General features: G+C 70.7%; 25 protein-coding genes, 2 tRNA genes and 2 pseudogenes. 15 read left to right on the top strand and 14 right to left on the bottom strand.

Going from position 1 to position 23742, the window contains the following annotated elements; all coding sequences use genetic code 11:
• Positions 1-2 precede the first annotated feature (2 nt).
• The 7 genes and pseudogenes from VB738_RS06170 to proC all read left to right on the top strand — a co-directional run bounded on the left by VB738_RS06170 (position 3) and on the right by proC (position 5361).
• Entirely contained in the window at positions 3-512 is a 510-nt protein-coding gene (locus tag VB738_RS06170) for a DUF1823 family protein (RefSeq protein ID WP_323304930.1), read from the top strand.
• Positions 513-569: 57 nt separating this feature from the next.
• Entirely contained in the window at positions 570-1934 is a 1365-nt protein-coding gene (gene der / locus VB738_RS06175) for a ribosome biogenesis GTPase Der (protein WP_323304931.1), read from the top strand.
• 50 nt (positions 1935-1984) lie between these two features.
• Entirely contained in the window at positions 1985-2938 is a 954-nt protein-coding gene (locus tag VB738_RS06180) for a CbiQ family ECF transporter T component (RefSeq protein ID WP_323304932.1), read from the top strand.
• A gap of 22 nt (positions 2939-2960) precedes the next feature.
• The gene (locus VB738_RS06185) at positions 2961-3227 is read left to right on the top strand and encodes a PipX family protein (protein ID WP_015110514.1); all 267 of its coding nucleotides are present in this window, start codon (positions 2961-2963) and stop codon (positions 3225-3227) included.
• Positions 3227-3912: pseudogene (locus VB738_RS06190) on the top strand (YggS family pyridoxal phosphate-dependent enzyme). Before VB738_RS06185 ends, VB738_RS06190 begins: the two are co-directional and overlap by 1 nt.
• A 74-nt stretch (positions 3913-3986) precedes the next feature.
• Complete coding sequence (locus VB738_RS06195) at positions 3987-4556, top strand: cell division protein SepF (RefSeq protein ID WP_323304933.1); 570 nt, start codon at positions 3987-3989, stop codon at positions 4554-4556.
• Positions 4543-5361 carry a pyrroline-5-carboxylate reductase gene (proC, locus tag VB738_RS06200; protein ID WP_323304934.1) on the top strand — a complete coding sequence of 273 codons (819 nt, stop codon included), beginning with the start codon at positions 4543-4545 and terminating at the stop codon, positions 5359-5361. Before VB738_RS06195 ends, proC begins: the two co-directional genes overlap by 14 nt.
• Positions 5362-5396: 35 nt before the next feature.
• On the opposite strand, the gene plsY is transcribed toward proC, so the two are convergent.
• From plsY to VB738_RS06225, 5 genes are read right to left on the bottom strand one after another with little or no spacing between them, the layout of a single operon-like run.
• Positions 5397-6032 (bottom strand): glycerol-3-phosphate 1-O-acyltransferase PlsY, encoded by a 636-nt coding sequence (plsY, locus tag VB738_RS06205; RefSeq protein ID WP_323304935.1) that lies wholly within the window; start codon positions 6030-6032, stop codon positions 5397-5399.
• A gap of 20 nt (positions 6033-6052) precedes the next feature.
• Positions 6053-7003: a DUF3086 domain-containing protein gene (locus VB738_RS06210; protein ID WP_323304936.1), complete on the bottom strand. Its 951-nt coding sequence runs from the start codon at positions 7001-7003 to the stop codon at positions 6053-6055.
• Positions 7004-7042: 39 nt separating this feature from the next.
• Complete coding sequence (locus VB738_RS06215; protein ID WP_323304937.1) at positions 7043-7516, bottom strand: DUF3119 family protein; 474 nt, start codon at positions 7514-7516, stop codon at positions 7043-7045.
• A complete protein-coding gene (locus VB738_RS06220) occupies positions 7513-8262 on the bottom strand; it encodes an ABC transporter permease (protein ID WP_323304938.1) in 750 nt (249 codons plus the stop codon). The genes VB738_RS06215 and VB738_RS06220 overlap by 4 nt, the downstream gene beginning before the upstream one ends.
• Positions 8259-9698 carry an MFS transporter gene (locus VB738_RS06225; protein WP_323304939.1) on the bottom strand — a complete coding sequence of 480 codons (1440 nt, stop codon included), beginning with the start codon at positions 9696-9698 and terminating at the stop codon, positions 8259-8261. Before VB738_RS06225 ends, VB738_RS06220 begins: the two co-directional genes overlap by 4 nt.
• A 119-nt stretch (positions 9699-9817) precedes the next feature.
• Here VB738_RS06225 and VB738_RS06230 point away from each other — a divergent pair.
• Positions 9818-9888 (top strand) — tRNA-Gly (locus VB738_RS06230).
• Here the strand turns inward: VB738_RS06230 and VB738_RS06235 are convergent.
• A complete protein-coding gene (locus VB738_RS06235; RefSeq protein ID WP_323305175.1) occupies positions 9843-12017 on the bottom strand; it encodes an isoamylase in 2175 nt (724 codons plus the stop codon). The two genes, VB738_RS06230 and VB738_RS06235, sit on opposite strands and share 46 nt — an antisense overlap.
• A gap of 70 nt (positions 12018-12087) precedes the next feature.
• On the opposite strand from VB738_RS06235, the gene VB738_RS06240 reads away from it, so the two are divergent.
• The 6 genes from VB738_RS06240 to VB738_RS06265 all read left to right on the top strand — a co-directional run bounded on the left by VB738_RS06240 (position 12088) and on the right by VB738_RS06265 (position 15959).
• Positions 12088-12891, top strand: coding sequence for an MBL fold metallo-hydrolase (locus tag VB738_RS06240; RefSeq protein WP_323304940.1), 804 nt, complete (start codon positions 12088-12090; stop codon positions 12889-12891).
• Positions 12892-13039: 148 nt separating this feature from the next.
• The gene (locus VB738_RS06245; protein WP_015110525.1) at positions 13040-13315 is read left to right on the top strand and encodes an HU family DNA-binding protein; all 276 of its coding nucleotides are present in this window, start codon (positions 13040-13042) and stop codon (positions 13313-13315) included.
• 23 nt (positions 13316-13338) lie between these two features.
• Entirely contained in the window at positions 13339-14337 is a 999-nt protein-coding gene (gluQRS, locus tag VB738_RS06250; RefSeq protein ID WP_323304941.1) for a tRNA glutamyl-Q(34) synthetase GluQRS, read from the top strand.
• A gap of 419 nt (positions 14338-14756) precedes the next feature.
• The gene (locus tag VB738_RS06255; protein WP_323304942.1) at positions 14757-15062 is read left to right on the top strand and encodes a lactate dehydrogenase; all 306 of its coding nucleotides are present in this window, start codon (positions 14757-14759) and stop codon (positions 15060-15062) included.
• Between the two features lie 96 nt (positions 15063-15158).
• The gene (locus VB738_RS06260; protein ID WP_323304943.1) at positions 15159-15422 is read left to right on the top strand and encodes a hypothetical protein; all 264 of its coding nucleotides are present in this window, start codon (positions 15159-15161) and stop codon (positions 15420-15422) included.
• A gap of 168 nt (positions 15423-15590) precedes the next feature.
• Positions 15591-15959, top strand: a complete 369-nt coding sequence (locus VB738_RS06265; RefSeq protein WP_094587220.1) for an AbrB family transcriptional regulator — start codon at positions 15591-15593, stop codon at positions 15957-15959.
• A 4-nt stretch (positions 15960-15963) separates the two neighbouring features.
• Here the strand turns inward: VB738_RS06265 and VB738_RS06270 are convergent, their stop codons facing one another.
• Both VB738_RS06270 and VB738_RS06275 read right to left on the bottom strand, forming a co-directional pair.
• Positions 15964-16455, bottom strand: coding sequence for a hypothetical protein (locus tag VB738_RS06270; protein ID WP_323304944.1), 492 nt, complete (start codon positions 16453-16455; stop codon positions 15964-15966).
• A 95-nt stretch (positions 16456-16550) separates the two neighbouring features.
• Positions 16551-16622, bottom strand: a tRNA-Thr gene (locus VB738_RS06275).
• A gap of 52 nt (positions 16623-16674) precedes the next feature.
• Here VB738_RS06275 and VB738_RS06280 point away from each other — a divergent pair.
• On the top strand, positions 16675-16932 hold the full coding sequence (locus VB738_RS06280; RefSeq protein WP_323304945.1) for a DUF3493 domain-containing protein: 258 nt from the start codon (positions 16675-16677) through the stop codon (positions 16930-16932).
• Here VB738_RS06280 and VB738_RS06285 read toward each other — a convergent pair.
• The 6 genes and pseudogenes from VB738_RS06285 to VB738_RS06310 all read right to left on the bottom strand — a co-directional run bounded on the left by VB738_RS06285 (position 16849) and on the right by VB738_RS06310 (position 23671).
• Complete coding sequence (locus tag VB738_RS06285; protein WP_323304946.1) at positions 16849-17583, bottom strand: low-complexity tail membrane protein; 735 nt, start codon at positions 17581-17583, stop codon at positions 16849-16851. The two genes, VB738_RS06280 and VB738_RS06285, sit on opposite strands and share 84 nt — an antisense overlap.
• Positions 17584-17587: 4 nt before the next feature.
• A complete protein-coding gene (gene infB / locus VB738_RS06290) occupies positions 17588-20944 on the bottom strand; it encodes a translation initiation factor IF-2 (protein ID WP_323304947.1) in 3357 nt (1118 codons plus the stop codon).
• A gap of 101 nt (positions 20945-21045) precedes the next feature.
• Positions 21046-21297: pseudogene (locus VB738_RS06295) on the bottom strand (YlxR family protein); the annotation flags it as partial.
• Positions 21294-22721, bottom strand: a complete 1428-nt coding sequence (gene nusA / locus VB738_RS06300; RefSeq protein WP_323304948.1) for a transcription termination factor NusA — start codon at positions 22719-22721, stop codon at positions 21294-21296. The pseudogene VB738_RS06295 and the gene nusA, both read right to left, overlap by 4 nt.
• Positions 22722-22771: 50 nt before the next feature.
• Entirely contained in the window at positions 22772-23245 is a 474-nt protein-coding gene (locus VB738_RS06305; protein ID WP_323304949.1) for a ribosome assembly cofactor RimP, read from the bottom strand.
• Positions 23246-23386: 141 nt separating this feature from the next.
• Entirely contained in the window at positions 23387-23671 is a 285-nt protein-coding gene (locus tag VB738_RS06310; RefSeq protein ID WP_323304950.1) for a hypothetical protein, read from the bottom strand.
• Positions 23672-23742 lie beyond the last annotated feature (71 nt).

Here is a 23742-nt window from a genome sequence, read left to right on the forward strand (position 1 = left end):
GGATGCCAGACGCCGCTTTGGACGCTGCCGCCGCTCCCCCCTGGAAGCCCGATGGCGCCCCGGGACCGTTTCCCCTCAGCCGCGCCCTGCTGGAGGCGGTGCTGGAGGACCGCACCAGCGATCGCTTCGTCTGCCGGCTGATCTGGGAGCGGCTGGGCTACCTCCCGGACGCCGAGGGCCGCTGGCCGGCCGGGCCCGCCACCCCGCCGCCTTGGGCCGAGGCCTTTCCCGAGGCGCCGCCGCTGATCGCCGAGCGACCCGCGAGCGTGCGGCTGACCCGCTCGATCGCCCCCGAGCACAAGCAGTTGCTCAAGCAGCAGCTGGGCTTCGCCGGCTACCGCATCGGCGGCCTCTACCCCCGCCGCACCCGGCGGGCCACGGCGGTGAACTGGTTGCTGGCCGATCTGGCCGCACGGGGCGAACCGCTGCCGGAGGCGGGCCCGCTGCCGGAGCTCCTGGATCCGCCCGAAGATCCGGTGGCCGGCCATCCCGGCGATCCCCCGGTGGGTTGAGGCGTCGGTGGCTCTGTAGGGTCTAGGTAACGCATCCGTCGTAAGGAATAAGTCAGATTGGCGCTCCCCGTCGTCGCCGTGATCGGACGCCCCAACGTGGGCAAGTCCACGCTGGTCAACAGGCTCTGCCGCAGCCGTGAGGCCATCGTTCACGACCAGCCCGGTGTGACCCGGGACCGCACCTACCAGGAGGGTTTCTGGGGTGACCGCACCTTCCGGGTGGTGGACACCGGCGGCCTGGTGTTCGACGACGACAGCGAATTTCTGCCCGAGATCCGGGAGCAGGCCAACCTGGCCCTGGCCGAGGCGTCGGTGGCGGTGGTGATCGTGGACGGCCAGCAGGGGGTCACCGCCGCCGATGAATCGATCGCCGAGTGGCTGCGGGGCCACAACGTCCCCGTGCTGCTGGGGGTGAACAAGTGCGAGTCGCCTGATCAGGGCCTGGCCATGGCGGCCGACTTCTGGGGCCTGGGTCTGGGCGAGCCCCACCCGATCTCCGCCATCCATGGCGCCGGCACCGGCGATCTGCTCGACCGGGTGATCAGCTTCCTGCCGGCCACGACCGAGAGCGATGAGGCCGAGCCGATCCAGCTGGCGATCATCGGCCGTCCCAACGTGGGCAAGTCCAGCCTGCTGAATGCCATCTGCGGCGAGAACCGGGCCATCGTCAGTCCGATCCGCGGCACCACCCGCGACACGATCGACACCACGATCGAGCGGGAGGGCCACACCTGGAAGCTGCTCGACACCGCCGGCATCCGCCGGCGCCGCAGCGTCGACTACGGCCCGGAGTACTTCGGCATCACCCGCAGCTTCAAGGCGATCGAGCGCAGCGATGTCTGCGTGCTGGTGATTGATGCCCTCGATGGGGTCACCGAGCAGGACCAGCGCCTGGCGGGCCGCATCGAGGAGGACGGCCGCGCCTGTGCGGTGGTGGTCAACAAGTGGGACCTGATCGAGAAGGACAGCCACACCATGAGCGCCATGGAAAAGGAGCTGCGCGCCAAGCTCTACTTCCTTGACTGGGCGCCGATGCTGTTCACCTCCGCCGTCACCGGCCAGCGGGTGGAAAGCATCTTCGCCATCGCCGCGGTGGCGGTGGAGCAGCACCGCCGCCGGGTGAGCACCTCGGTGGTGAACGAGGTGCTGCAGGAGGCCCTGCGCTGGCGTTCCCCCCCCACCACCCGCGGCGGCCGCCAGGGCCGCCTCTACTACGGCACCCAGGTGGCGACACGCCCGCCCAGCTTCACCCTGTTCGTCAACGACCCCAAGCTGTTCGGCGACACCTACCGCCGCTACGTCGAGCGCCAGATCCGCGAGGCCCTGGGCTTCGAGGGATCCCCGGTGCGGCTCTTCTGGCGCGGCAAGCAGCAGCGGGACGCCGAGAAGGAGCAGGCCCGCCACCAGAGCCGGGGCGGCTGAGGTCGATGGGGACGGTGATTCCGGGGGTGATCCAGGGGGGGCTGGCCTGAATGGACTGGTTGCGGCAGCTGCCGATCGGTCAGTACGTCGATGACGGCGAGGCCGGTGAGGGCGGCCCCGGCAGCTGGCTGCGGCGCCTGGACCCCCGGGTGAAGCTGGTGTGGACGGTGGCGTTCCTGGTGACGCCGATCCTGGCCGGGCCCATGTGGCGGCTGGCCCTGGTGGGGCTGCTGCTGCTGATCACCGCCGTCAGCGGCCTGCCCTGGCGCCTCTGGCGGCAGAGTCTGCCGCTGCTGATTGCCCTGGCGCTGCTGGTGGGTCTGCTGGCCGCCCTGCTGCCGGCCGCCGGGGCGGCGCCGGCCAGCCTCCAGCGTCCCCCCGCGGAGCTGCGGCTGGTCCCGGCGCCCCCTGGTGCCCCTCCCCCATCGCGGGCCGGCCTGCCCTGGGAACTGGTGCGCTGGGGCCCCGTGATGGCCGGGCCGCTGGAGCTGGGCCCCCTGGTGGTCACCCGCCGCTCCGCCGAACTCGGCATCAACGGCGCCACCCTGCTGTTCACCGTCATCCACAGCGCCAACCTGCTGCTGCTCTCCACCCCCCCCGAGGAACTGGTCTGGACCATGGCCTGGTGGCTGGGCCCCCTGCGGGCCCTGGGCTGGCCCGTGGAGCGCCTGGGCTTCACCCTGCTCTTGTCCCTGCGCTTCCTGCCCCTGGTTCAGGAGGAACTCCAGAACCTGCTGCGCTCGATCGCCACCCGGGCGGTGAATCTGCGCCGCCTGGGCTGGAAGGCCAGTCTCGGCCTGGTGCTGGCCGTGGGGGAGCGGCTGCTGGCCAACGTGCTGCTGCGCTCCGAGCAGGGGGCCGAGGCCCTGATGGCGCGCGGCGGGATGTGGCTTCCCCCCGACCGCCTGCACCAGCCGTCCGCCACCCCCTCCGGCGCCAGCCTGGCGGCGGTGCTGGCCCTGGCGGCGCTGCTGGCGCTCCGCTGGAAAGTCGGTGCCCTTTAATGGCCCCAGCCTGCAGGGAGTCGTGAGCACGGAGCGCTATCTGAACCACCCGACGTTCGGGATGCTCTATCGGGTAGCGCCGGTGGCCGAGAGCCGCGATCTCTATGCCACGCTCTACGCCCAGCGGATCTTCTTCCTGGTCACCCTGCAGGAGCGCGGCGCCCATTTCGAGGTGATCCCCCTGATGGACGCCCGCCACTTTGCCGAGCAGAACTTGGCCCGCTGCCGCCGCGAGGGGCCCGAGGCCCAGGCCCGCTGGCGCCAGCTCTTCGACCAGACCTTCATCTGATGGCGTTGGCGTCGCCCGGGGCGGCGGAGGCGTTCGGTTCCACCCTGGCGGAGCGGCTGGGGGCCCTCCAGGCGGCGTTGCCACCCTCCACCCGCCTGCTGGCGGTGTCGAAGGGCCATCCGGCCGAACTGGTGCGCCAGGCGGCGGCCCTGGGCCAGCGGAGCTTCGGGGAGAGCCGGCTGCAGGAGGCCATCGCCAAGCAGGACGCCCTGGGTGACCTGTCGGACCTCGACTGGCACTTCATCGGCCGTCTCCAGGCCAACAAGGCCCGCGCCGTGCTGCGCCGCTTCGGCACCATCCATTCCGTCGACAGCCTGGCCCTGGCCGGGCGGCTGCAGCGCATCGCCGCCGAAGAGGGCCTCGCCCCAGGGATCCTGCTGCAGGTGAAGTTCCGCCCCGACCCGGCCAAGACCGGCTTCGAACCGGCCGAGGTGCGGGCCCTGGGGCCCGACCTGGGACACCTGGCGCCCTTGCGCTGCCTCGGTCTGATGACCATCGCCCCCTCGGTCTCACCCCCGGGGAGCGGCTGGAACTGTTCCGGGAGTGTCGTGCCCTGGCCGATGCCCTGGGTCTGCCGGACTGTTCGATGGGGATGAGCGGGGACTGGCGCGAAGCTGTGGCGGCAGGTAGCACCTGGGTGAGACTCGGGAGCCTTCTTTTCGGAACGCGACCGATCCAGACCTGAACGGGCCCAGGGATCTTGCCGGCGGGGATGTGGGACGCTATTCAAGGCCAAGCATCTTTCCCGAGGTCGGCTCCGTGTCGTTGTTCTCCCGCCTGCGTGCCGTCGTCTCCGGTGACGACTATCTCGATGGCGACTTCGACGACGAACTCGACTACGACCCCGGTGACACCACCACGGCCGCGGCCACCTCAACCACCGGCAGAAACACCGGAGCCCTGGCTCTGAGCACCGATTTCTCCACCGACGATCCCTTCGCCGGAACCAACGTCATCGGCATGCCTGGGATCACCAGCGCCGTGGCCGAGGTGTGTCTGATGGAGCCGCGCAGCTTCGACGAAATGCCCCGGGCGATTCAGGCCCTCAGGGAACGTAAGACCGTGATTCTCAATCTCACGATGATGGAGCCGGATCAGGCGCAGCGGGCCGTGGATTTCGTGGCCGGTGGCACCTTCGCCATCGACGGCCACCAGGAACGGGTCGGCGAGAGCATCTTCCTGTTCGCCCCCAGCTGCGTCACGGTCACCACGGCGGGCGGTGAGGAAGCCGCCTCCCCCACGGTGGTCTCCGGGCGCACCGGCCCCGTGGATGATCAGCAGGAGGCCGCCCCCAGCCCCGCCTGGGGCCGTTCAGATGCCATGGTCTGACACCCTCGGGGTGGTGGGGCTCGGCCGCATGGCCCGGGCCCTGCTGCTGCCGCTTCTCGACTCCGGCCTGGTCGAGCGCTCCTCCGTCCGGGCGGCGGTGGCCACCGAGGCATCCGCCCGCCGGCTGAGCGACGAACTCAAGGTTCAGGTCTCCACCGATGCCGCCCCGGCCTGGGCCGCTCCGGTGGTGCTGCTGGCGGTGAAGCCCCAGCAGATCGAAGCGGTGGCCCCCGCGGCGACCGAAGCCCTGGCGGCGGTCCCGTCCAGCGGCGAGCCGCTGCTGATCTCCGTGTTGGCGGGGGTGACCCTCTCGCGGCTGCAGGCCCTGTTCCCTGGACGGTCCTGCGTGCGCGCTGTGCCCAACACCCCAGCCCTGGTGCGGGCCGGACTCACGGGGCTGAGCTGGGGCGAGGGTGTCGGCGAGGCCCGGCGCGAACAGGTGCGCGGGTTGTTCGCCCAGGTGGGGGAGGTGCTGGATCTGCCGGAACACCAGCTCGATCCCTTCCTGGCCCTCACCTCCTCCGGTCCCGCCTTCCTGGCCCTGGTGGCCGAGTCGATGGCCGACGGGGCGGTGGCGGCAGGCCTGCCCCGACCGTTGGCCATGCACCTGGCCCACCGCACCATGGCGGGCACGGCGGCGCTGCTGCAGGGGCAGGAGCTCCACCCCGGCCAGCTCAAGGACATGGTGACCAGCCCCGCCGGCACCACGGCCGCCGGGCTGCGGCAGCTGGAGCGGGCCGGCCTGCGCTCGGCCCTGATCGAGGCCGTGCTGGCCGCCGCAGATCGCAGTCGCCAGCTGGCCTGAACAACTCCCAGCGGCTCCTGCTTCACAGCCCGCCGTCAGCTGCGCCCGGCACCGAGGCGCGGCTCGGTGCCGGCCATCAGCCGCTGCAGGTTGCTGCGGTGCCGCCAGAGCACCAGCGCCGTGGTGAGCAGGGCCAGGCTCAGGTAGGCCGGCCGCAGGCCGTCGGCCCCGAAGGAGCCCAGCATCAGCAGGGGCAGCGACAGGGCCGCGACCACGCTGGAGAGCGACACGATGCGGCTGAGGCTCAGGGTGGTGAGGAAGATGCCGAAACAGGCCAGGCCCACGGGCCAGGTCAGGCCCAGCAGCATCCCCAGGCCGGTGGCCACCGCCTTACCGCCTTTCCAGCCCAGCCAGAGCGGCCAGATGTGGCCGGCCAGGGCCGCCAGGCCCGCCGCCACCACTGCCCAGTCGCTGGCGGCGCTGAAACCAAGGGGCTGGAGCACCGCCTTGGCCAGCAGCACCGCGGCGGTTCCCTTGAGCACGTCGAGCAGGAACACCACCAGGGCCGGACCCTTGCCCAGCACCCGCAGCACATTGGTGGCGCCGGTGGACCCGGAGCCTTCCTGGCGCAGGTCGACGCCGGCGAGCCACTGGCCCGCCAGCCAGCCGAAAGGAATCGAGCCCAGCAGATAACCCGCCGGCAGCACGAGCAGATCGGGGAGGAAGGCCATGGCAGGAGGGGTTGGGTGGGTCAGTAGAGATCGGCTTCGGCGTCGATCTCCCCGGGGCCGGCGGCGAAGGCCAGCCAGAGGGGGAACTGCAGGATCGGGATCTCGATCACCTGCTCGGCCGCGTCGATCACGATGAAGGGCAGCTCCCCCCGCTCCTCGAGTCGGTCGGCCCGCTCGATCAGGGCATCGGGGCGCTCGAACAGCACGATGCCGCTGGCGGGGCCGAAATCGTCGCGGCTCAGCCCCAGGCAGTCCTGCAGCCCCCGGCGCCATTCCCCGAGCCGTTCCGGCTGGCTGGCCAGCACCAGGGTCTGGAAACGCTCGCCGTAGAGCTCCCCCAGGATCGCGATCGCCGCCGCCGCCGCCAGGGCATTGCGGCTGCGGCTGCCGCCGCTGGGCTGGGCGCCCCGGCCCCCCTGGGAGAGGAACCAGTCCTCCAGTCGGGTGGCGGCGGAGCGCTCCAGGGTGCGGCGCAGCTTCCAGGGATCGGCGTAGAAGTCGGGCTGGCCGCCGAACTGCTCCAGCCGTTCCCGGACCAGGTCCGCGTCGTCAGTGAATAGACCGGCGGCGGCAGGTGCCGTGGCGGCCTCCGGGGCGTCCCCGGCCCCCGCGCCCGGCGTTGCCTGGTCGAGTGGGGAGGGCTGCACCACCAGCGGCTGGACCACCAGCTCCATCTGCTCGGCGGCGGCCGCCAGATCCTGCAGGGCCCCCACCAGGTAGTCCTGGAAGCCCTTGAGCCGCCGGGCGATCGCATCCGACTGGCCGGCGAAGCTGCCCGCGATCTCCTGGCGGATCTGCTCCCGGCGGTTCTCCAGCTCGCCGATCTCCCCCAGAAGTTCGGAGCGGCGCTCCCGCAGTTCCGTCAGGGCCAGCTCCAGCAGCCCATCGCTCCCGGCCGCGGCCGCGGCGGGGGGGGGGCCCGGGGTGGGTTCGGGTGGCGTGATGGCGGGCGGTTCGGCTTGGTCGCTCATGGCAGGCGGGAGGGCAAGGCGGCAGGGGCTCAGGCGTGTTCAGGGGGAGCCGGGTTCTGGGGGAGCGGACTCCGGCGGGGACGGGGCCGGCAGGCGCCGCTCGAGCTCCTCCCGCAGGGCCGTGGCGTCGAACAGCATCGGCAGCAGGTGAATGCTCTTCCGTTCCCGGAAATAGAACAGCACCGGCAGGGCCGGCCACCAGACCCGCCAGGCGATCCATTCGTCGTAGGGGAAGCGGCGGATCACCGAGTCGCCCCGGGACACCAGCAGGGCATCGGCCGCGAAACGCAACCGCAGCAGGGCCGTCTGCAGCAGCAGGAACAGCCCCATGACCCCCATCGCCAGGGCCGGCCAGAGCGCGGCGCTCCACAGCGGCCGCAGGCCCAGGCCGGCGCCCGCCAGCGCCAGCAGGCCGAGCGGCACCCAGGCCCTGGGGCGGAGGATCACCGCATCCGCGCAGGCGGCGCCCTCGGGGGCGCCGCTGGCCGGGGGGGAGGAGGGGGAGGAGGTCATTGGCCGAAGAGCAACTGGGTGAGCAGCACGTCCACCAGGGCGACGCTGACGAGAATCATGACCACCGCGCCGGTGGTGCTGGCGCCCACCTCCTTGGGGCCCCCACGGGTGGTGAGACCCCAGCCGCAGGCGATGACGGCGATCATCAGGCCGAACACCACGGCCTTGAGCAGCATCGAGGGCAGGTCGTCGGGCTCCATCCAGACCCGCACCGAGTTCCAGAAGACGGACGGTGGAATGCTGTAGAGGAGGGTGCTGCTCACCTGGCCGGACCAGATCGCCATCCAGAAGAACAGCAGGCACTGCACCGGCGCCATCACCACCATGGCCAGCACCCGTGGCACGACGAGGTACTCCACCGGGTCGGTGCGCAGCATCGTGATGGCGTCGATCTGCTCGGTCACCTTCATGGTGCCCAGCTGGGCGGCGTAGGCGGTGGCCACCTTGCCGGTGAGCAGGGTCGCCGTGAGCAGGGGGGCGATCTCCCGTGAGAGGCCCAGGGCGAGCAGTCCCCCCACGGCGGCGCTGGCCCCCTGCTTGGAGAGTTCGGCCGCCACCTGGATGTTGAACACCGTGCCGGCCGCCAGGGCCGTGATCAGCACGATCAGGAAGCTGCCCGGCCCGGCCTCCAGCAGTTCCTGGACCAGGTCGACCATGCCGATGCGGCCGCGGGCGATGGCGCTCACCGCCTGACCGCCGATCAACAGGCTGGCCCCCAGCCGCTGCAGCCAGCGCGGCATCTTCATGGCACGGAAGCGGGCAGGGCCTCCTGGTGGGGGCCCCGATCCGGCCAGCGCCGCATCACCACCAGGCCCAGCACCACCAGCAAGGCCGGGATCAGGCCCATGCACATCCGGATCGCCAGCAGGGCGCTGTCCGGCTGCAGGATGCCCCGGGCCGCCTGGTAACCGCTGAGGCTCATGAGGTTGCCAAAGAAGAACAGGGCCAGGCTGATGCAGATCTTCTGGGTGAACACCATCCAGGCGCTGTAGAGCCCGGCGGGTTTCTCCGGATCGGCATCAATGGCATCCGGCAGCAGGGCCCAGGGGATCAGGTAGGCGGTGGAGGCCCCAAGGCCGACGATCAGGATCGTCACCACCAGGGCGGTGAGACGCGCCAGGTTGGCGGCGGAGGCGGTGGGGCCGATGGCGGCATCGAGCGGCACCAGCACCATCGCCAACAGGCAGGCGGCGATCCAGAGGGCGGTGCCCCAGTGCAGGGCCGCCAGGCGACCGCGGCGGCGGGCGAAGGCGGTCCAGAGCTGGAGCCCCATCAGGGTGCTGACCTGGAAGGGCAGCAGGATCCAGTTGCTCCAGCCCTCCGGCAGCCGCATCACCACCGGCAGGTAGATCAGCGCTGCCGTCTGCATGATCTGGAGAGCGCACCAGAGCAGCAGGTAGAGCCCAAGCACCATCTGGAAGCGGCCGTTGCTGCCCACCCGGGCCAGGAGCCGCCGGGTGGTGCCCCGCTGGCTGGTGGGCCGCTGGCAGTGCCGCGCCGCCGGCGCGATGCCCCAGCCGCAGATCAGGGTGGAGCAGGTGATCAGCACCCCTGAGAAGATCCCCACCTGCAGGTAGCTGCCCGGGTTCTGGTGATCCTTGAGCAGCACGCCCCCCAGCACGATCCCCACCAGGCCGGCGATGATCGAGCCGGTGAAGCGGGCGCTGTTGAGGCGGGTGCGCAGGTTGACGCTGGTGGTGAGTTCCGCCGCCAGGGCGGAGTAGGGAAGGTTGACGCACGTGTAGAGGCTGTTGGCCACCATCGAGATGGCCACGAACACGGCGAACCGGACCCAGGGGCCCCCCGGCGGCAGCCACCACATCAGGGCCATGGCGAAGCCGAGGGGAACGGCGCTGCCCAGGATCCAGGGCAGACGGGGACCCCAGGAGGTGCGGGTCTTGTCGCTCAGCCAGCCCACGATCGGGTCGTTGATGGCATCCCAGAGCCGGGCCGTCATCAGCACCAGCCCAGCCATCCAGGCCGGCAACCCCGCCGCCGAGGTGTAGAAGATGAAGAGGTAGAAGCCGATCAGGGAGGCCGCCATGCCGGTGCCGGCGTCCCCCATGCCGTAGGCCAGAAGAACCCTGCGGCGCTCACCGGCCGGAAGGTCCGCCGTATCCACCACACCCGACGGCAGGTGCGGCGCTGCCGGTGGCGGGTTGGACGGCGTGGGAGTTGTCAAACCTGGAGGAGCTCCGGTGATGGTCGTCGGGTTGTGGCCGTCCGGTGCAGGTCATAATGCTGCAGCCGGTTTCGGGGAACCAGTTCCAGGAAACCAGTCGCCAGTACCCCTGTACTGCTGCGGGCGTAGTTTAGTGGTAAAACCTCAGCCTTCCAAGCTGATGATGCGGGTTCGATTCCCGCCGCCCGCTTGCTCCTCCGCCGGAGCCGCTCCCCCAGGCCCAGCCTGAACTCCAGCCTGAGCTTCCGTGTCCTCCAGCAGCGGGGTCGCCACCAGCAGCATCAGGCTGCGGCTCTCCAGGGGCGCCGTCGGCAACAGCCAGGGATCGGCTTTCGCCGGCAGGTCGTGGTCGCCGGGAATGGCCGTGTCGATGACCCGCCGCCAGCCGGCAGCCTGGGCCGGCAGCTGGAACTGCATCGGCTGGTAGTAGGCGTTCATGCCGCACCAGAGCAGGGGGCCGAGGCTGGCGTCATGCAGGCTCCAGGCCAGGCAGTGGGACCAGCTCGCCCAGTCGGGCTTGCCCAGCTCGAGGCCGTGCCACTCCCGCCAGAGGGGCTGGCTGCCGGCGCCCCGGGCCGGCCCGTTCGGGGCCGGGGCCAGGGGCAGTTCCTGGTTGAGCAGGGGGGCGAGCCGCTGGCGCAGCTGGATCAGGCGCCGCAGGAAGCGGCGCAGGGCCATGTCGCCGGCGTCCGGCTGCCAGTGCATCCACCCGAGGGGGTTGTTCTGGCACCAGGTGTTGTTGTTGCCCCCCTGGCTGCGCCGCACCTCATCGCCCATCAGCAGCATCGGTACGCCGGGGGCCAGCAGCAGGGAGGCCAGCAGGTTGCGCAGCTGCCGGTCCCGCAGGCCGTTCACGCCGGCGTCGGTGCAGGGACCCTCCACGCCGTGGTTCCAGCTGTTGTTGTGGTTGTCGCCGTCGCGGTCGTTCTCGCCGTTGGCCAGGTTGTGCTTGCGGTCGAAGCTGACCAGGTCCGCCAGGGTGAAGCCGTCGTGGGCGGTGAGGAAGTTGATCGTGCGGCCCACCGGAGAGGGCTGGCCGTTGAACAGATCCGGATTACCTGACAGGCGCTGACTCAGGCTCCAGGTGGTGCGGTCGTCGCCCTTCCAGAAGCGGCGCACGTCGTCGCGGAAGCGGCCGTTCCAGCTGGCCACCCGCCGGGCCGGGAAGTCGGCGAGCCGGTAGAGGCCGCCGCAGTCCCAGGGTTCGCTCACCACCTTCAGATCGCTGAGATCCGGATCCGCCTCCATCTCCTCGAACAGGGGGGGCGCATCGAGGGGGGCCAGGCCCTCGCCCCGGGTCAGGGCGATACCGAGGTCGAAGCGGAAGCCGTCGATGCCCAGCTCCGTGCTCCAGCAGCGCAGGGACTCCAGGATCAGGCGCCGCACCAGGGGGCGGTTGGCGGCGATCGTGTTGCCGCAGCCGCTCACATCGAGGTAGTCGCCCCGGGTGGTCTGGTGGTAGTAGAGGGCGTCGCCCAACCCCCGCCAGCTCAGGGTGGGGCCCTCCTGGTTGCCTTCGCTGGTGTGGTTGTAGACCACGTCCAGCAGCACCTCCAGGCCGGCCTGGTGACAGGCGGTCACCAGCTGGCGCACCTCGTGCCGGCCCTGCAGCGGGTCGCGCTCGACCAGGTAGGCCGGATGGGGGGCCATCCAGCTCACCGGGCTGTAGCCCCAGTGGTTGAACCGCCCGGCAGGGGCGTCCTGGGGATCGAAGGCCATCACAGGCAGCAGTTCGATCGCCGTCACCCCCATCGACTGGAGATAGGGCAGGGTGTCGATCAACCCCAACAGCGTTCCCTGGCGTTCCGCCGGCACCGGGCAGCCGGCGCCACGGGTGAAACCTCCCACGTGCAGCTCGTAGATGACGCTCTTCTGCCAGGAATGGCGAGGCCGGGGAGCGGCGTCGAAGTCGAACCGGTCCCGCTCGGTGACCACCCCCTTGAGGCAGGCCGAAGCGTTGGGGACGGCGCCGACGGCGGCGCCCCGCTGGTAGACATCCCAGCCGGTGATCGCCCGGGCGCAGGGGTCGAGCAGCACTTTGGAGGGGTTGAAGCCATGGCTCCCGGGCTGGATCGGGCCGAACACCCGGTAGCCGTAGCAGCAGCCGATCCCGAGGCCCTCCACCTCCACATGCCAGTGCTCACCGGAGCGGTGGCCGGGGTCGAGTTCGATCACCTCCAGGGGCTCCCGGGCGGCCCCGTCCGCGAAGATCAGCAGCTCGATGCGGGTGGCCAGGGGCGCCACCACGGAAAAATTGACGCCCCGGCGGGTGACGGAGGCCCCCAGTGGCCAGGGATGTCCGATCCGGGTCGCCGACAAATCACTGGCCAGGGTTCCGCCCAGGCTACGCCGGGCCTCCGGAAGCTGCCGCCGGGGGTTCAATGGGGCGATGAACGCGTCCCCCGCCGCCCTGTTGCCGTCCGAGGAGGGCCGAGCGCCCCTGGCGGTCCGGCCAGGGCTTTGGCTGTTTGCCCCCAGCCGCGAGAGCCAGGGGGGCAGCGCCTGGCTGCTGGAGGCTGCCGGCGCCGACCTGCTGATCGACTGCCCCGCCTACACCCGGGCCAACCTGCGCTTCCTGGCGGGTCGCCCCCGCCACCGGACGGCGGGGAACGGGCCGCCCCGGTCCTGGATCCTGCTGACCGGCCGCGGCGGCCATGGCCGCTGCCGCCGCCTGCAGCAGGCCCTGGGATGGCCGGTTCTCGTTCAGGAACAGGAGGCCTACCTCCTGCCCGGTGTGGATCCCCTGCACACCTTCGCCGCCGAGCACCAGCTGGAGCCCGACGTTCGGCTGTTCTGGACGCCGGGGCCCTCCCCGGGCGCCTGCGTCGTGCATGTCGCCCCGGCGGCGGGGGACCGCCTAGGAGGGCTGTTCTGCGGCCGGCTGTTGGTTCCGGTGGCGCCGGCCCGCGTCGCACCCCTGCGGCATCGGGGCACGTTCCACTGGGGGCGCCAGCTGCGCAGCGTGGAGCGAATGCGCCGTTGGCTGCCGCCCGGCTCCCCCGGTTGGATCGCCAGCGGCGCCGGACTGGGGGCCCTGAGGGGAGCGAAGCTGGTGGAGCAGGGCGCCGACCTGCTGGCCGACCTGGATCTGGAGGCCCTGGCGCGGCAGCCCCCCGGGGGCGGGCTGGAGGTCGCCGCTATTAGCACGGACTTCCCCACTGCCGGCCCCATGACCCCCAAACCGCTGTCATGAGTGGACTTCTCCTGTTGCGGCCCTGACGCAACGCCCATACGATTGGCGCGCTGAACGCACCGGGCGGTCGGGGACTTCCGATTCGCCTCCAACACTCGACGACCCGAACCCCCGCCATCGCCACCTACCCGGAGGCTTCCCCCGAACAATGAACAAAGCTGATCTCGTCAACATCGTGGCTGCCCGCACGGAGCTCACCAAGACCGACGTCTCCCTCGTCGTCGATGCCGCCATCGAAACCATCGTCGACTCGGTGGTCGAGGGCAAGAAGGTGTCCATCCTCGGTTTCGGCTCCTTCGAGCCCCGTGAGCGGTCCGCCCGTCAGGGTCTGAACCCCAAGACCGGCGAGAAGATCAAGATCCCTGCCAAGCGGGTGCCCGCCTTCACCGCCGGCAAGCTCTTCAAGGACAAGGTCCAGGGCTGATCCACCGCCGCCGTTCTCCGGCCATGGCGGTAGCCGCAGGGCCTTCCAGTCCACCCCTGCGGCTGCCCCTCCATCTCCAGGAACGTCTCGCCTCGGGTCTGGAACTCCGGCGGCGGGGCTACCGCTCCCGTTTCGCCCCTTCCCCCACCGGTCCCCTGCACCGGGGCAACCTGCGCACCGCCCTGATCGGCTGGCTTGAAGCCCGGCTGAGGCGCGGTGCGTGGCTCCTGCGCATCGATGATCTCGACGGGCCTCGCAACCGGCCGGGCGCCGAGGTTTCGATCCTGGAGGACCTCCGCTGGCTGGGTCTGCACTGGGATGGTCCCGTGGTCCGCCAGAGCGCCCACAGAGGCGTCTATGCCACCGTTCTTTCGGCGCTGCGCCAGGCCGGACGGCTCTATCCCTGCCGCTGCAGCCGCCGCCTGCTGGCCGATGTCTCCGCGCCCCATGGGGCGCTGGCGGTGTATCCGGGCCACTGCCGGAACGGTCCGCCCCTTTGGGGCCCCCAGACAGGGCGGCTGCCCAGCTGGCGTCTGTGCCTTGAGCCCGGTGTCCTGGGCTGGCAGGAGCGCTGCGGGCCCGATGGCCACCAGGACGGTCATGCCGAGGTGGGAGATGTGGTGCTGCGCAGGGCCGACGGGGTGGTGGCCTATCACCTGGCCACGGCCGTGGACGAGCTGCTGATGGGCATCAGCGAGGTGGTGCGGGGGGAGGATCTCTGGCCCTCCACCGGGGCCCAGGTGGCCGTGATGGCCGCCCTCGGCGCCGACCCGCCGTCCTATGCCCATGTGCCCCTGTGGCGGGATGGCCAGGGGGAGCGGCTGAGCAAGCGCGAGGGGGCCGAGGGGCTGGCCGGTCTGCGGCGCCGGGGCCTGGATCCTCCCGGCGTGATCGGGGAGCTGGCGGCCAGCCTGGATCTGGTGCCGCCGGGCAGCCGGCTCAGTGCCCAGGATCTGGTGGAAGGCCTGAGCCTGGAGGGATTGCAGGGTTGCCTGAGCCGGGGCGAGGGCGTCAAGGCTTAAGGAAGATTTCGGGATCCAGGGGGTCTGGGCCAGGCACAGTGAGGAGATGAAAACAAACCCCTGCGAACCGGCCATGGCTGCCCAGGTTCCTGCTTCCGGATCGAGGGGCCAGTCCCTCGGTCAGAGCCGATGTCCCCAGTGCGGCGGCAGTGGCCTGCTGCGCATCGATGATCAGCGTTACCGCACCTGCCTCGACTGCCTGGGCCAGGGTCGTTCCCCGGCCATGGGGGGCGAGGGGATTCTCTTCCGGATGGTCACCTCGAGGTCCGTTTCTTCCGCCAGATGAAGAAGGCCGCGGTGGCCACAACCACGGCCAGGGGTGCCGCCGTGAGCAGCAGCAGGATCACGGCGGTCCAGTCGGTGTACATCGGTGCCTGTGTTGAAGCGGTGCCATCATCCCAGCAGATGCCCCTCCGGTGATGGCCGACGCTCCCCAGCCCAGCGACGTTCTCCGGCCCTCCTTGGGTCTCCGGGCGGGTTCCCTGGTCAGCCTGCTGCTGATCGTCCTGGCGGGGGGAGGGGGAAGGGCACTGGCGAACGTGCAGTTCGAGAATTGCGTCACCGCCGCGGATGGGTCGATCACCTGTGACACGGTGCCCACAGGCAACACCCTGATGAATGACGTGGACGCCCGCTACGGGCTGTTGCAGAACGCCAGTCCTGGCTGGAGTGAATTCGAGCCCTATGAGGGCTATGACGATGACTTCGGCGGCAATGAGACATGAGAGGCCGGGACGAGCAGGTTGCAACGACATGTGGCGTCCCCTCGCGGCCAACGGGTCCTCTGGAGTAGTTCAGAAGGGTCACTCACGGGGGTTGTGATGCATTTCTGGGCACCCGAGATCGATCCGGCCCATCCCTTGGAATGCACCCAGGCCGAGCGCTATGTGCTGCAGCGGCTCTCCGACGGCTCCTACGTCTCCATCCGTCCCGAGGATCAGGGCCTCGGGGACGTGAGCGACCCGACGTCGGCCTATCTCTTCCATACCCATGAGGCGGCCGTGCGCGCCGCCGGTGAACTCAATCGCCTGGGTGGCGACGACTTCGATGTGGTCAAGGTGGAGTGGCCCATCGCCCTCTGCTGAGCCTGCGGCTTCCGGTCGCGGGGCAGGCTCCGGCATCCTGACTGCAGAAGCCCTGAAGGTTCGCGTTGGTTCGTCGCAACATTCGGCAGGTCGTCATCGGCAGATCGTCCAATGACGACAAGCGAAGAAACCTTTATAGTGTGAGTCGAAAGGTCTTTCCTGCTTCCGATGCTTACCGGATCTGATCTCCTGGCCAAGGTCAAGGAACTGGGCGATGTCTCGAAATCCGATCTGGTGCGTGGTTGCGGCTACGTCAGCACCAAGAAGGACGGGGCGGAGCGTCTGAATTTCACTGCCTTTTACGAGGCTCTGCTGGAAGCCAAGGGCGTCAGCCTGGGCGAAGGCGGTGGCAAGGGGGCCTCCAAAGGCGGCCGCAAACTCAGCTACGTCGCCACTGTCCAGGGCAATGGCAATCTTCTGGTCGGCAAGGCCTACACCGCCATGCTGGATCTCCAGCCCGGTGATGAATTCGAGATCAAGCTGGGCCGTAAGCAGATTCGCCTGATTCCCGCCGGCTCCACCGAAGACGACGACTGAACCTTCAGCCCGGCCGTGCGGTTGGTCGCCGTTTCCTCTGGCGATCGCAGGCCACAAGGAAGGCCGTCACCCGGTCGCCCCAGTTCACCACCACCAGAAGGTTTCGGGGTGATCGGGAAAAGCCCTGCTGTGACAGCACGGCGAACTGGTTGAGGTCGTCATGGCTGACCAGGGGCCGCGTTCCCCCCAGGGCCTCCCAGGCACCCAGGAAGGTCTCCCCCTCGACGGCGCGGCATCGGGCATAGGCCTCGCCCACGTCGACCCCCTGGCGCCGCAGCCGCACGAAGGCATCCAGGTCCGGCCCGAGATGTTGGATCCAGCGGCCGAGGTCCCCCACGGCCACCACCTGGCTGAGGAGCGGGCCTGCGGTCCGCAGCAGCAGGGCCGGTGTCGCCAGCGACCATCCCGTTTCCTCCAGCAGACGTTCGGCGGCCTGGCAGAGAGCCCCATGGTGGCTCTCCAGCAGGTGTTCATGGCGGGCCCCCAGATCATCCATAGCCGTTCAAGGCAGCGCTGCAGCAGCCACAGGAAGCCAGGAGCACGGAAGACTGGGGAGGGCCGGCCGGCAACGGGAGCGGGGGTTAGCGAAGAAGCCGGTGATCGGATTTGAACCGACGACCTACTGATTACGAATCAGTTGCTCTACCCCTGAGCTACACCGGCATCGGCCAAGAAATTAGCATTCGTCGGAACACCATCCGCTGGGCACCATTCCATGGGATCCGACCCGAACAGATCCCTGGATCCGGCCCTCCGCCAGCGCCTGCTTAGCGAAGCGAGAACCCCCTGGCGGGGGCTCCGGCGGGCCCTGTGGTTCGCCCTGGTGGCGTCGGCCGGGCTGGGCCTGGCCACCATGGCTCTGCGGGCTTCCGCCGGCTCGGAGGTGGCCTCAGGGGATCTCCTGATCCAGATCGGCGCCGTGGCTCTCTTCGGAGGTCTGCTCTGGTTCGACCGCAACCGCCTCGACGGCTGAGGGTTCACTGCCTGGCGCCTGGGCTGGCGATGACGGCATCGGTTGGGGAGGCACCTCCGCCACGGTCAGCTTCAGGGGCTCGGGCAGCAGCAGGGGCAGGCCCAGGCAGAGGCGCTGCTGTTCGAGTTCCTCCAGGGTCAGTGGGGAGGTTGCGGCCACGACCTCGGGGCTGCGGCTCAGCAGCCACAGGGACTGGATCAGCTGCTGCCACTGCCACAGCATCACCACCAGCAGCAGGGCCGCCAGCAGCAGGGCCACCAGGCGCGGGCAGGAGGCGAAGGGGGTGATCGGCGCGGCCACGGCAGCATGGCCATCGATCCACCACAGCAGGGGCAGGGCGAGGGCGGCGCCGCCAGCCGTGGCGAGGGCCAGCCCGGGGGCCGCCTGGAGCCGGCTGAGCCGCCGCTGCGGCTCCCGACGGCCCCGCAGCGGCGTCTGCAGCAGCAGCAGCGACCAGACGTCGGCGGGACGACGCCCCAGCAGCAGGGAAGGGGCCAGGGCACCGATGGCCCAGCAGAGCAGCCGCTCCAGCCCTGGAAGGGGGCCAGGGGCGCTGTCCGCCAGCACCAGGAGCAGCAGCAGGGCCTCAAGCGGCAACACCCCGAGGGCGATCAGCTGGAGCCAGAGCAGGGGCTCGCTGCGGGGTGTCACGGGATCAGGTGCTGAGGGTGCGGCGCTGGGTGACCAGCTTGAAGGCCTCGACCCGATCCTTCTCCTGCCAGCCGGTGAACCGGTCGCAGCCGATGCCGCACTCGAAGCCGGTGGCCACCTCCTTGACGTCGTCCTTGTTGCGCCGTAGCGAGTCGAGGTCGCCTTCGTAGACGAGCTCCTTGCCGCGGTGCACGCGGATGCGGCAGTTGCGCTGCAGCTTGCCGCTGGTGACATAGCAGCCGGCCACGGCGCTCTTGCCGATCGTGAACACGGCCCGCACTTCCGCCTCGCCCAGGTTCTCCTCCACCAGCTCGGGCTCCAGCAGGCCCTCCATGGCCATCTGGATGTCCTCCAGGAGCTTGTAGATGACGTCGTAATCGCGCACATCCACCCCGGTGGCATCGGCGGCGCGCTTGGCGCCGGAGGCCATCGAGGTGTTGAAGCCCACGATCACGGCGCCCGACGCGGCCGCCAGATCGACGTCCGTTTCGGTGATCTCGCCCGGTGCCGACAGCAGCACCCGCACCTGAACCTCCTCCTGGGGCAGCTGTTCGAGGGATCCGAGGATCGCCTCGACGCTGCCCTGCACGTCGGCCTTGAGGATCAGGTTGAGCTCCTTGAGCTCGCCTTCGCTGGCCTGGCCCGACATCGAAGCCAGGGACACCCTCCTGGAGGCCATCTGCTGGGCCAGGCGGGTGGCCCGGGCCTCGGTGGCCCGGTCGCCGACGACCGCCCGGGCGCTCTTCTCATCGGTGTAGACCTCGAACTCGTCGCCGGCGGTGGGCACCTCACTGAAGCCGAGGGCCTCGACAGCGCTCGACGGGCCGGCCTGCTTCACCCGCTTGCCGGTGTCGTCGACCATGGCCCGCACCTTGCCGAGGATCGGACCGGCCGCCAGCACGTCGCCGGCCTTGAGGGTGCCGTTCTGGATCAGCAGGGTGGCCACCGGACCCTTGGCCTTGTCGAGGTGGGCCTCGATCACCGTGCCCCGGGCCATGCGGTCGGGGTTGGCCTGCAGGTCCTCCACTTCGGTGACCAGCAGGATCATCTCCAGCAGCTTGTCGATGTTCTCGCCCTTGATGGCGCTGACCGGAACCATGACGGTGTTGCCCCCCCAGTCCTCGGCCACCAGATCGAGGCCGGAGAGCTCCTGCTTGACCCGGTCGGGCTGGGCCCCTTCCTTGTCGATCTTGTTGATCGCCACCACGATCGGCACCTCGGCGGCGCGGGCGTGGCTGATCGCTTCCAGGGTCTGGGGACGGACGCCGTCATCGGCGGCCACCACCAGCACGGCCACGTCGGTGACCTTGGTGCCGCGGGCCCGCATGGCGGTGAACGCCTCGTGGCCCGGGGTGTCGAGGAAGGTGATCTTGCGGTGCTCGTCGCCGTGGGGCACGTCCACCTGATAAGCACCGATGTGCTGGGTGATGCCGCCGGCTTCGCCGGCCGCCACGCGGGTCTTGCGGATGGCGTCGAGCAGGCTCGTCTTGCCGTGGTCGACGTGGCCCATGACGGTCACGACGGGCGGGCGCCGGATCAGGTGCGCCATGTCGCTCTCCTCGATCATCTCCACGGTCTTCTTGGCCGCGGCCTCGATGTCGTCCTGGAGCACGGGCACACCGAACTCCTCGGACACCGTCTCGATCGTGTGCAGGTCGAGGGTCTGGGTGACGGTGGCGATGATCCCCTTGAAGAACAGGGATTTGATGATCTCGGAGCTCTCCACGCCGAGACGGTCGGCCAGTTCCTGCACCGTGAGGTTGCCCTCGGGCACGATCAGCATCTCCGGGCGCAGGGCCTTGGCTTCGCGGGAGGCCCGCAGCTCCATGGCGCGGCGCCGCTGACGCTGGCGGGTGGTCTCCTTCTTGCGCTTGCGCACCGCCACGGTGGGCTTGGCCTGGGCGCCTCCGGCGGTGCGGGGCTTGGCCGGCCGGGCCAGGCTGGCCTGGAGCACCAGGGCTTCCTGCTCGCCGGCATAGCCACCGGTTTCGGCGGTGAGCGCATCATCGTTCTCGCCGATGATGTGCACCTTCTGGCGCTGCTTCTGGGGCGTGCGGCTGCGCAGGGCCTCCAGCTTGGCGCTGTCGTCCCAGTCGGGACGCCGGGCGCCGGGGGCGCGGGCGCCTGCCGGGGTGGGCGGCCGGAAGCCGGGGCGACGGGGCGCGGCCGGGGGGGTGGCCGTGGGGCGCGTCACACCCTCGGTTTCGGTGCCGGCCTCGGTGCCGCCCTCGGTGCGGTCGGGGCGCCGCGGTGGCGGAGCGGTGGGGCGACCGGTGGGCTTCTGGAGCTGCATCAGCTCGCCGGGGGCCATCGGCTTGCGCATGCCCGCGGGGATGCCCGGGCGGCCGGGGGCCGCCGGACGGCCCGGCGCTGAGGTGCCGGGACCTGCCGAGTCGCGGCGGATCGGCTTGCCGACCAGTTCAAGTGGGGTGGGGCCAGGACGCCCCGGGGCCGAGCCGGCCCTGGCGCCGGCGCTGCCGGGACGGATCGGTGCGGGGGCACCGGGACGCTGGGGCCGAGCCGAGGGAGGTGCGGGCCGGCTGCTGGTGGGACCGCCCTGGCCGGGCTGGGGCCGCCCGACCAGCTGGGGCCGGGTGGCGGGGGGCCGGGTCGGGGTGCCGGCCTGGGCGGGCCGCCCCGGAGCCGGGACCGGGGGCCGCTGGGGCGAGCCGACCCGCACTGGGGGTTGGGAGGTGCGGTTCACCGGGGCCGGACTGGTGGGCTTCGGTGCCGCCAGGGGTTTGGCCGGTGGGGCCACGGAGGCCGGACGCGCGGGTGCGGCAGGGACCGGCCGGGCTGGTGCGGCCCCGGGGGCGGGCGGCGTGGCCGGCGGACCGGAGGTCGGGGCTGCGGTGCCGGCGGGCTTGGCCATGATCGTGGGCGGCCGGCTGGCCGGTTTGCCAGCCTCCACGGGCCGCGGCCGCGCCGGGGAAGGGGCCGGGGCCCCAGCGGGCCTGGGCCTCGACGCCGGCGGTTCCGGACGGGAAGGGGGTGGAGCCGCCGCCACGGGACGGGGCGCGGGGGGCCGGCTGGCGGGGGGAGCCGGTGAAGCGGCGGCGGCCGGAGCGACTGGCGGAGCGCTGGGCCGGGGGGGGCTCACCGGAGCCGGAGCGGCCTTCTTGACCGCCAGGATCGCCTTGGCGGGGGCGGTGGGTGCTGCCGGTTCAGGCTGTGCCGGCGACGGGCTGGCGACGTTCACACCGATCAGCGAACGGATCCGGGAGGCCTCGTCATCACTGATGGAGCTGCTGTGGCTCTTGGCCGCAATGGAGAGCTTCTCGGCGGCATCGAGCACGTCCTTGTTGTCCAGGCCCAGGTCCTTCGACAGCTCGTAGATTCTCACTTTGCCGCTGCTGGTCATTCAGAAAGGTCTCCGTACGGTGGGGCCGAAAGGACCCCGGGGCCGCGCGCACGTGGCGACCATGGTTCATCTTGCCTCAGAGGTCGCGGGGCCGATCGCTCGAGACGTGCCTCGAGGCTGGCGAGGATGGCCTCGCTGACGGCACACCGCAGGCCGCGCTGGAGACGGCGACGGCGGCGGGCTTCCTCCAGGCAGCTCGGTTGCGGGCACAGGTAGGCCGATCGGCCCATGCCCCCATCCAGGCTCACCGTCCCGTCGGCCTGACGCACCACACGCCAGAGCTGGGCGCGGTCGCACAGACGGCGGCAGGAGACGCAGCGCCGCAGCACCGGCCGCCCTGAGGGGGACGTCACCGGACGTCCTCGCCAGGGGTCTCCTCGGTGGCCGCATCGAGCGGCGGCTCAGCCTGATCGACGGCCTCCGCTTCGGATGGGGCGACCTCCTCGCCGGCCTCCTCGCCATCACCCTCCCCGTAGGGCTCCTCATCCTCCGGCAGGGGGTAGAGCTCCCGCAGGCGGGCGTCCTCCTCGGCGCGGGTGGCCTGCTCGGCCTCCAGACGGGCCTCGGCCTCGGCCTGAAGGGCCTCCTCCTCCTGGCGCTGGGCGATCAGGGTCGCCACCTTCTCGTCCTCGCTGACCTGGTCGTACTCCTGGGCATCCTTGATGTCGATCTTCCAACCAGTGAGGCGGGCCGCCAGGCGCACGTTCTGGCCCTCCCGGCCGATGGCCAGGCTCAGCTGATCGTGGGGCACCAGCACATGGGCGTGGTGGCCTTCAGGATCCACCAGGCGGACCATCTCGACCCGCGCCGGGCTGAGGGAGTTGGCCAGGTACTGGGCCGGGTCCGGAGACCAGCGGATCACGTCGATCTTCTCGCCTCGCAGCTCGTTCACCACCTGCTGGATGCGGGAGCCGCGGGCACCGATGCAGGCCCCCACCGGATCCACTTCCCGCTCCACACTGTCGACGGCCACCTTGGTGCGGGGGCCGACGGCGCGGGAGGGGGGATTGGCCTCGCGGGCCACGGCGACGATCCGCACCGAACCCTCCTGGATCTCAGGCACCTCGTTCTCGAACAGGTAGACGACCAGGCCCGCATTGGCCCGGGAGACGAACAGCTGGGGGCCGCGGCGGGGCACCTCGCTGACCTCCTTGAGGAACACCTTGAAGGTGGCGTTGGCGCGGTAGTTGTCGTTGGGCAGCTGGTCGCGGCGGGGCAGCTCCGCCTCCACCTCCGGCCGGCCCAGTCCGCTGCTGACGGCCATGATCACGCTCTGGCGCTCGAACCGGATCACCCGGGCAGTGAGCACCGGATCCTCCAGGTCGGCGAATTCCTCCTGGATCATGCGGCGCTGCTGGTCCCGCAGTTTCTGGGCCAGCACCTGCTTGGTGGTGGCGGCGGCCATGCGGCCGAAGTCATCCTTCTCCGGTGTCACATCCAGCACCACCGTGTCGCCGATCTGGGCGTCCTCCGCCACCTGGCGCACCTCTTCGATGGCGATCTGGTGGTCGTCGCTCTCCACCTCCTCGACGATGATCTTGCTGGCCAGCACCCGGTAGCCCTCCTCCTCCAGATCGAGGGCGACGTCGAAGTTGCTGAAGTAGTCCTCTTCGAAGGGGTCCTCGCTGATGCCGAGGTAAAGGGTGCGGCGGTAGCGCTCGTAGCCCTTCAGCAGGGCCTCCCGCAGGGCCGCCTCCACCACCTGGGGAGCCAGCTTCTTCTCGTCGCTGATGTCCTCGATCAGGTTGTTGAGACCGGGGAGCAGAACCAGGGCCATGGACTCGGGGGCGTGGGGGCAGGAAGGGAACGGGGGTGAACCGGAGCGGTTCAGGAATCGGGAGGTGCCTGGGTGAGCCGAACCCGCAGCACGTCGTCGCGGGGGATGCGCAGGATGCGGCCGCGCTCGTTGAGCTGGACCACCGCGGCATCACGGCCGAGCAGGAGGCCCGTTCGCCGCACCTCCGCCCCGTCCGCGTCCCGACGGAGCACCTCCACCGGAAAGCCCCGGAAGCTGACGAAATCCCGGTCGGAGTGGAGATCCTCCCCGATGCCGGGGCTGCTCACCTCCAGGACATAGGCCATGGTCAGCAGGCCGGCGGCCTCGATGGCCTCGGCGAGGGGGCCGCTCACGGCGGCGCACTCATCGAGGTTGACATCGGTGCCATCGGCCCTCTGCACCCGCACCACGACCGTCAGGGGGATGCGGTGGGCCAGCACCTCGACGGACTGCACCTCAAGGTGCGCCGCGGCAACCACCGGCCGCGCCAGCGTCTCCAGGTCGTCAGTGAGGGGATGGGGCAAGGACGGGCGGCGTGGGGAGAGGTCTCCCGCTGGCGGGATGGTCCGCCGCGCGCTGCAGTGTTCACTGCCCCCAACCGCCAGGCTTCCACCCGTCAGGGGAAAGGCCAAGCGGAACAAGGGTGAGGCCCGGCGGGCACACCGTCACCCTAGAGGATTGGCCTCCGGCGGCCTGGGCATCTCAAGGATCGGGGCCTCCGCGTAGTAGTCGTTGGCGGTGACCTCGCCCCGCAGGCTGAGGTCCTGGTTGAGGCACTGGCCGCACTGCTCCGGCGTGCGCAGGTACTGACACACCCGGGCCCAGAGCTTGGCGCGGCTGCCCGGAGCCCCCTGGCTGAAGTGGACCAGGTCGTTGCCTCCGGCCATCCCCTGGATCTCCACCTTGCAGAGGGTGCAGCGCTGCCGCGTGCCGGGGGGGATCGGGGCCATGGCCTCGGGGAGGACTGGGGGCAAAGTTAAGCCGTTTCAGGTCGAGCGGTCCCGCCCCGGGCCGGCCGGAG

The organism is Cyanobium gracile UHCC 0139, assembly GCF_034931325.1.
Classification (GTDB): Bacteria; Cyanobacteriota; Cyanobacteriia; order PCC-6307; family Cyanobiaceae; genus Cyanobium; species Cyanobium gracile_B.

What these genes read in the sequence shown, in the direction of transcription:
- VB738_RS06170 (WP_323304930.1), top strand. Translation starts at nt 3, where the DNA reads ATGCCAGACGCCGCTTTGGACGCTGCCGCCGCTCCCCCCTGGAAGCCC.
- VB738_RS06180 (WP_323304932.1), top strand. Translation starts at nt 1,985, where the DNA reads ATGGACTGGTTGCGGCAGCTGCCGATCGGTCAGTACGTCGATGACGGC.
- proC (WP_323304934.1), top strand. Translation starts at nt 4,543, where the DNA reads ATGCCATGGTCTGACACCCTCGGGGTGGTGGGGCTCGGCCGCATGGCC.
- plsY (WP_323304935.1), bottom strand. Translation starts at nt 6,032, where the DNA reads ATGGCCTTCCTCCCCGATCTGCTCGTGCTGCCGGCGGGTTATCTGCTG.
- VB738_RS06210 (WP_323304936.1), bottom strand. Translation starts at nt 7,003, where the DNA reads ATGAGCGACCAAGCCGAACCGCCCGCCATCACGCCACCCGAACCCACC.
- VB738_RS06215 (WP_323304937.1), bottom strand. Translation starts at nt 7,516, where the DNA reads ATGACCTCCTCCCCCTCCTCCCCCCCGGCCAGCGGCGCCCCCGAGGGC.
- VB738_RS06220 (WP_323304938.1), bottom strand. Translation starts at nt 8,262, where the DNA reads ATGAAGATGCCGCGCTGGCTGCAGCGGCTGGGGGCCAGCCTGTTGATC.
- VB738_RS06240 (WP_323304940.1), top strand. Translation starts at nt 12,088, where the DNA reads ATGAACGCGTCCCCCGCCGCCCTGTTGCCGTCCGAGGAGGGCCGAGCG.
- VB738_RS06245 (WP_015110525.1), top strand. Translation starts at nt 13,040, where the DNA reads ATGAACAAAGCTGATCTCGTCAACATCGTGGCTGCCCGCACGGAGCTC.
- gluQRS (WP_323304941.1), top strand. Translation starts at nt 13,339, where the DNA reads ATGGCGGTAGCCGCAGGGCCTTCCAGTCCACCCCTGCGGCTGCCCCTC.
- VB738_RS06255 (WP_323304942.1), top strand. Translation starts at nt 14,757, where the DNA reads ATGGCCGACGCTCCCCAGCCCAGCGACGTTCTCCGGCCCTCCTTGGGT.
- VB738_RS06260 (WP_323304943.1), top strand. Translation starts at nt 15,159, where the DNA reads ATGCATTTCTGGGCACCCGAGATCGATCCGGCCCATCCCTTGGAATGC.
- VB738_RS06265 (WP_094587220.1), top strand. Translation starts at nt 15,591, where the DNA reads ATGCTTACCGGATCTGATCTCCTGGCCAAGGTCAAGGAACTGGGCGAT.
- VB738_RS06270 (WP_323304944.1), bottom strand. Translation starts at nt 16,455, where the DNA reads ATGGATGATCTGGGGGCCCGCCATGAACACCTGCTGGAGAGCCACCAT.
- VB738_RS06280 (WP_323304945.1), top strand. Translation starts at nt 16,675, where the DNA reads ATGGGATCCGACCCGAACAGATCCCTGGATCCGGCCCTCCGCCAGCGC.
- infB (WP_323304947.1), bottom strand. Translation starts at nt 20,944, where the DNA reads ATGACCAGCAGCGGCAAAGTGAGAATCTACGAGCTGTCGAAGGACCTG.
- nusA (WP_323304948.1), bottom strand. Translation starts at nt 22,721, where the DNA reads ATGGCCCTGGTTCTGCTCCCCGGTCTCAACAACCTGATCGAGGACATC.
- VB738_RS06310 (WP_323304950.1), bottom strand. Translation starts at nt 23,671, where the DNA reads ATGGCCCCGATCCCCCCCGGCACGCGGCAGCGCTGCACCCTCTGCAAG.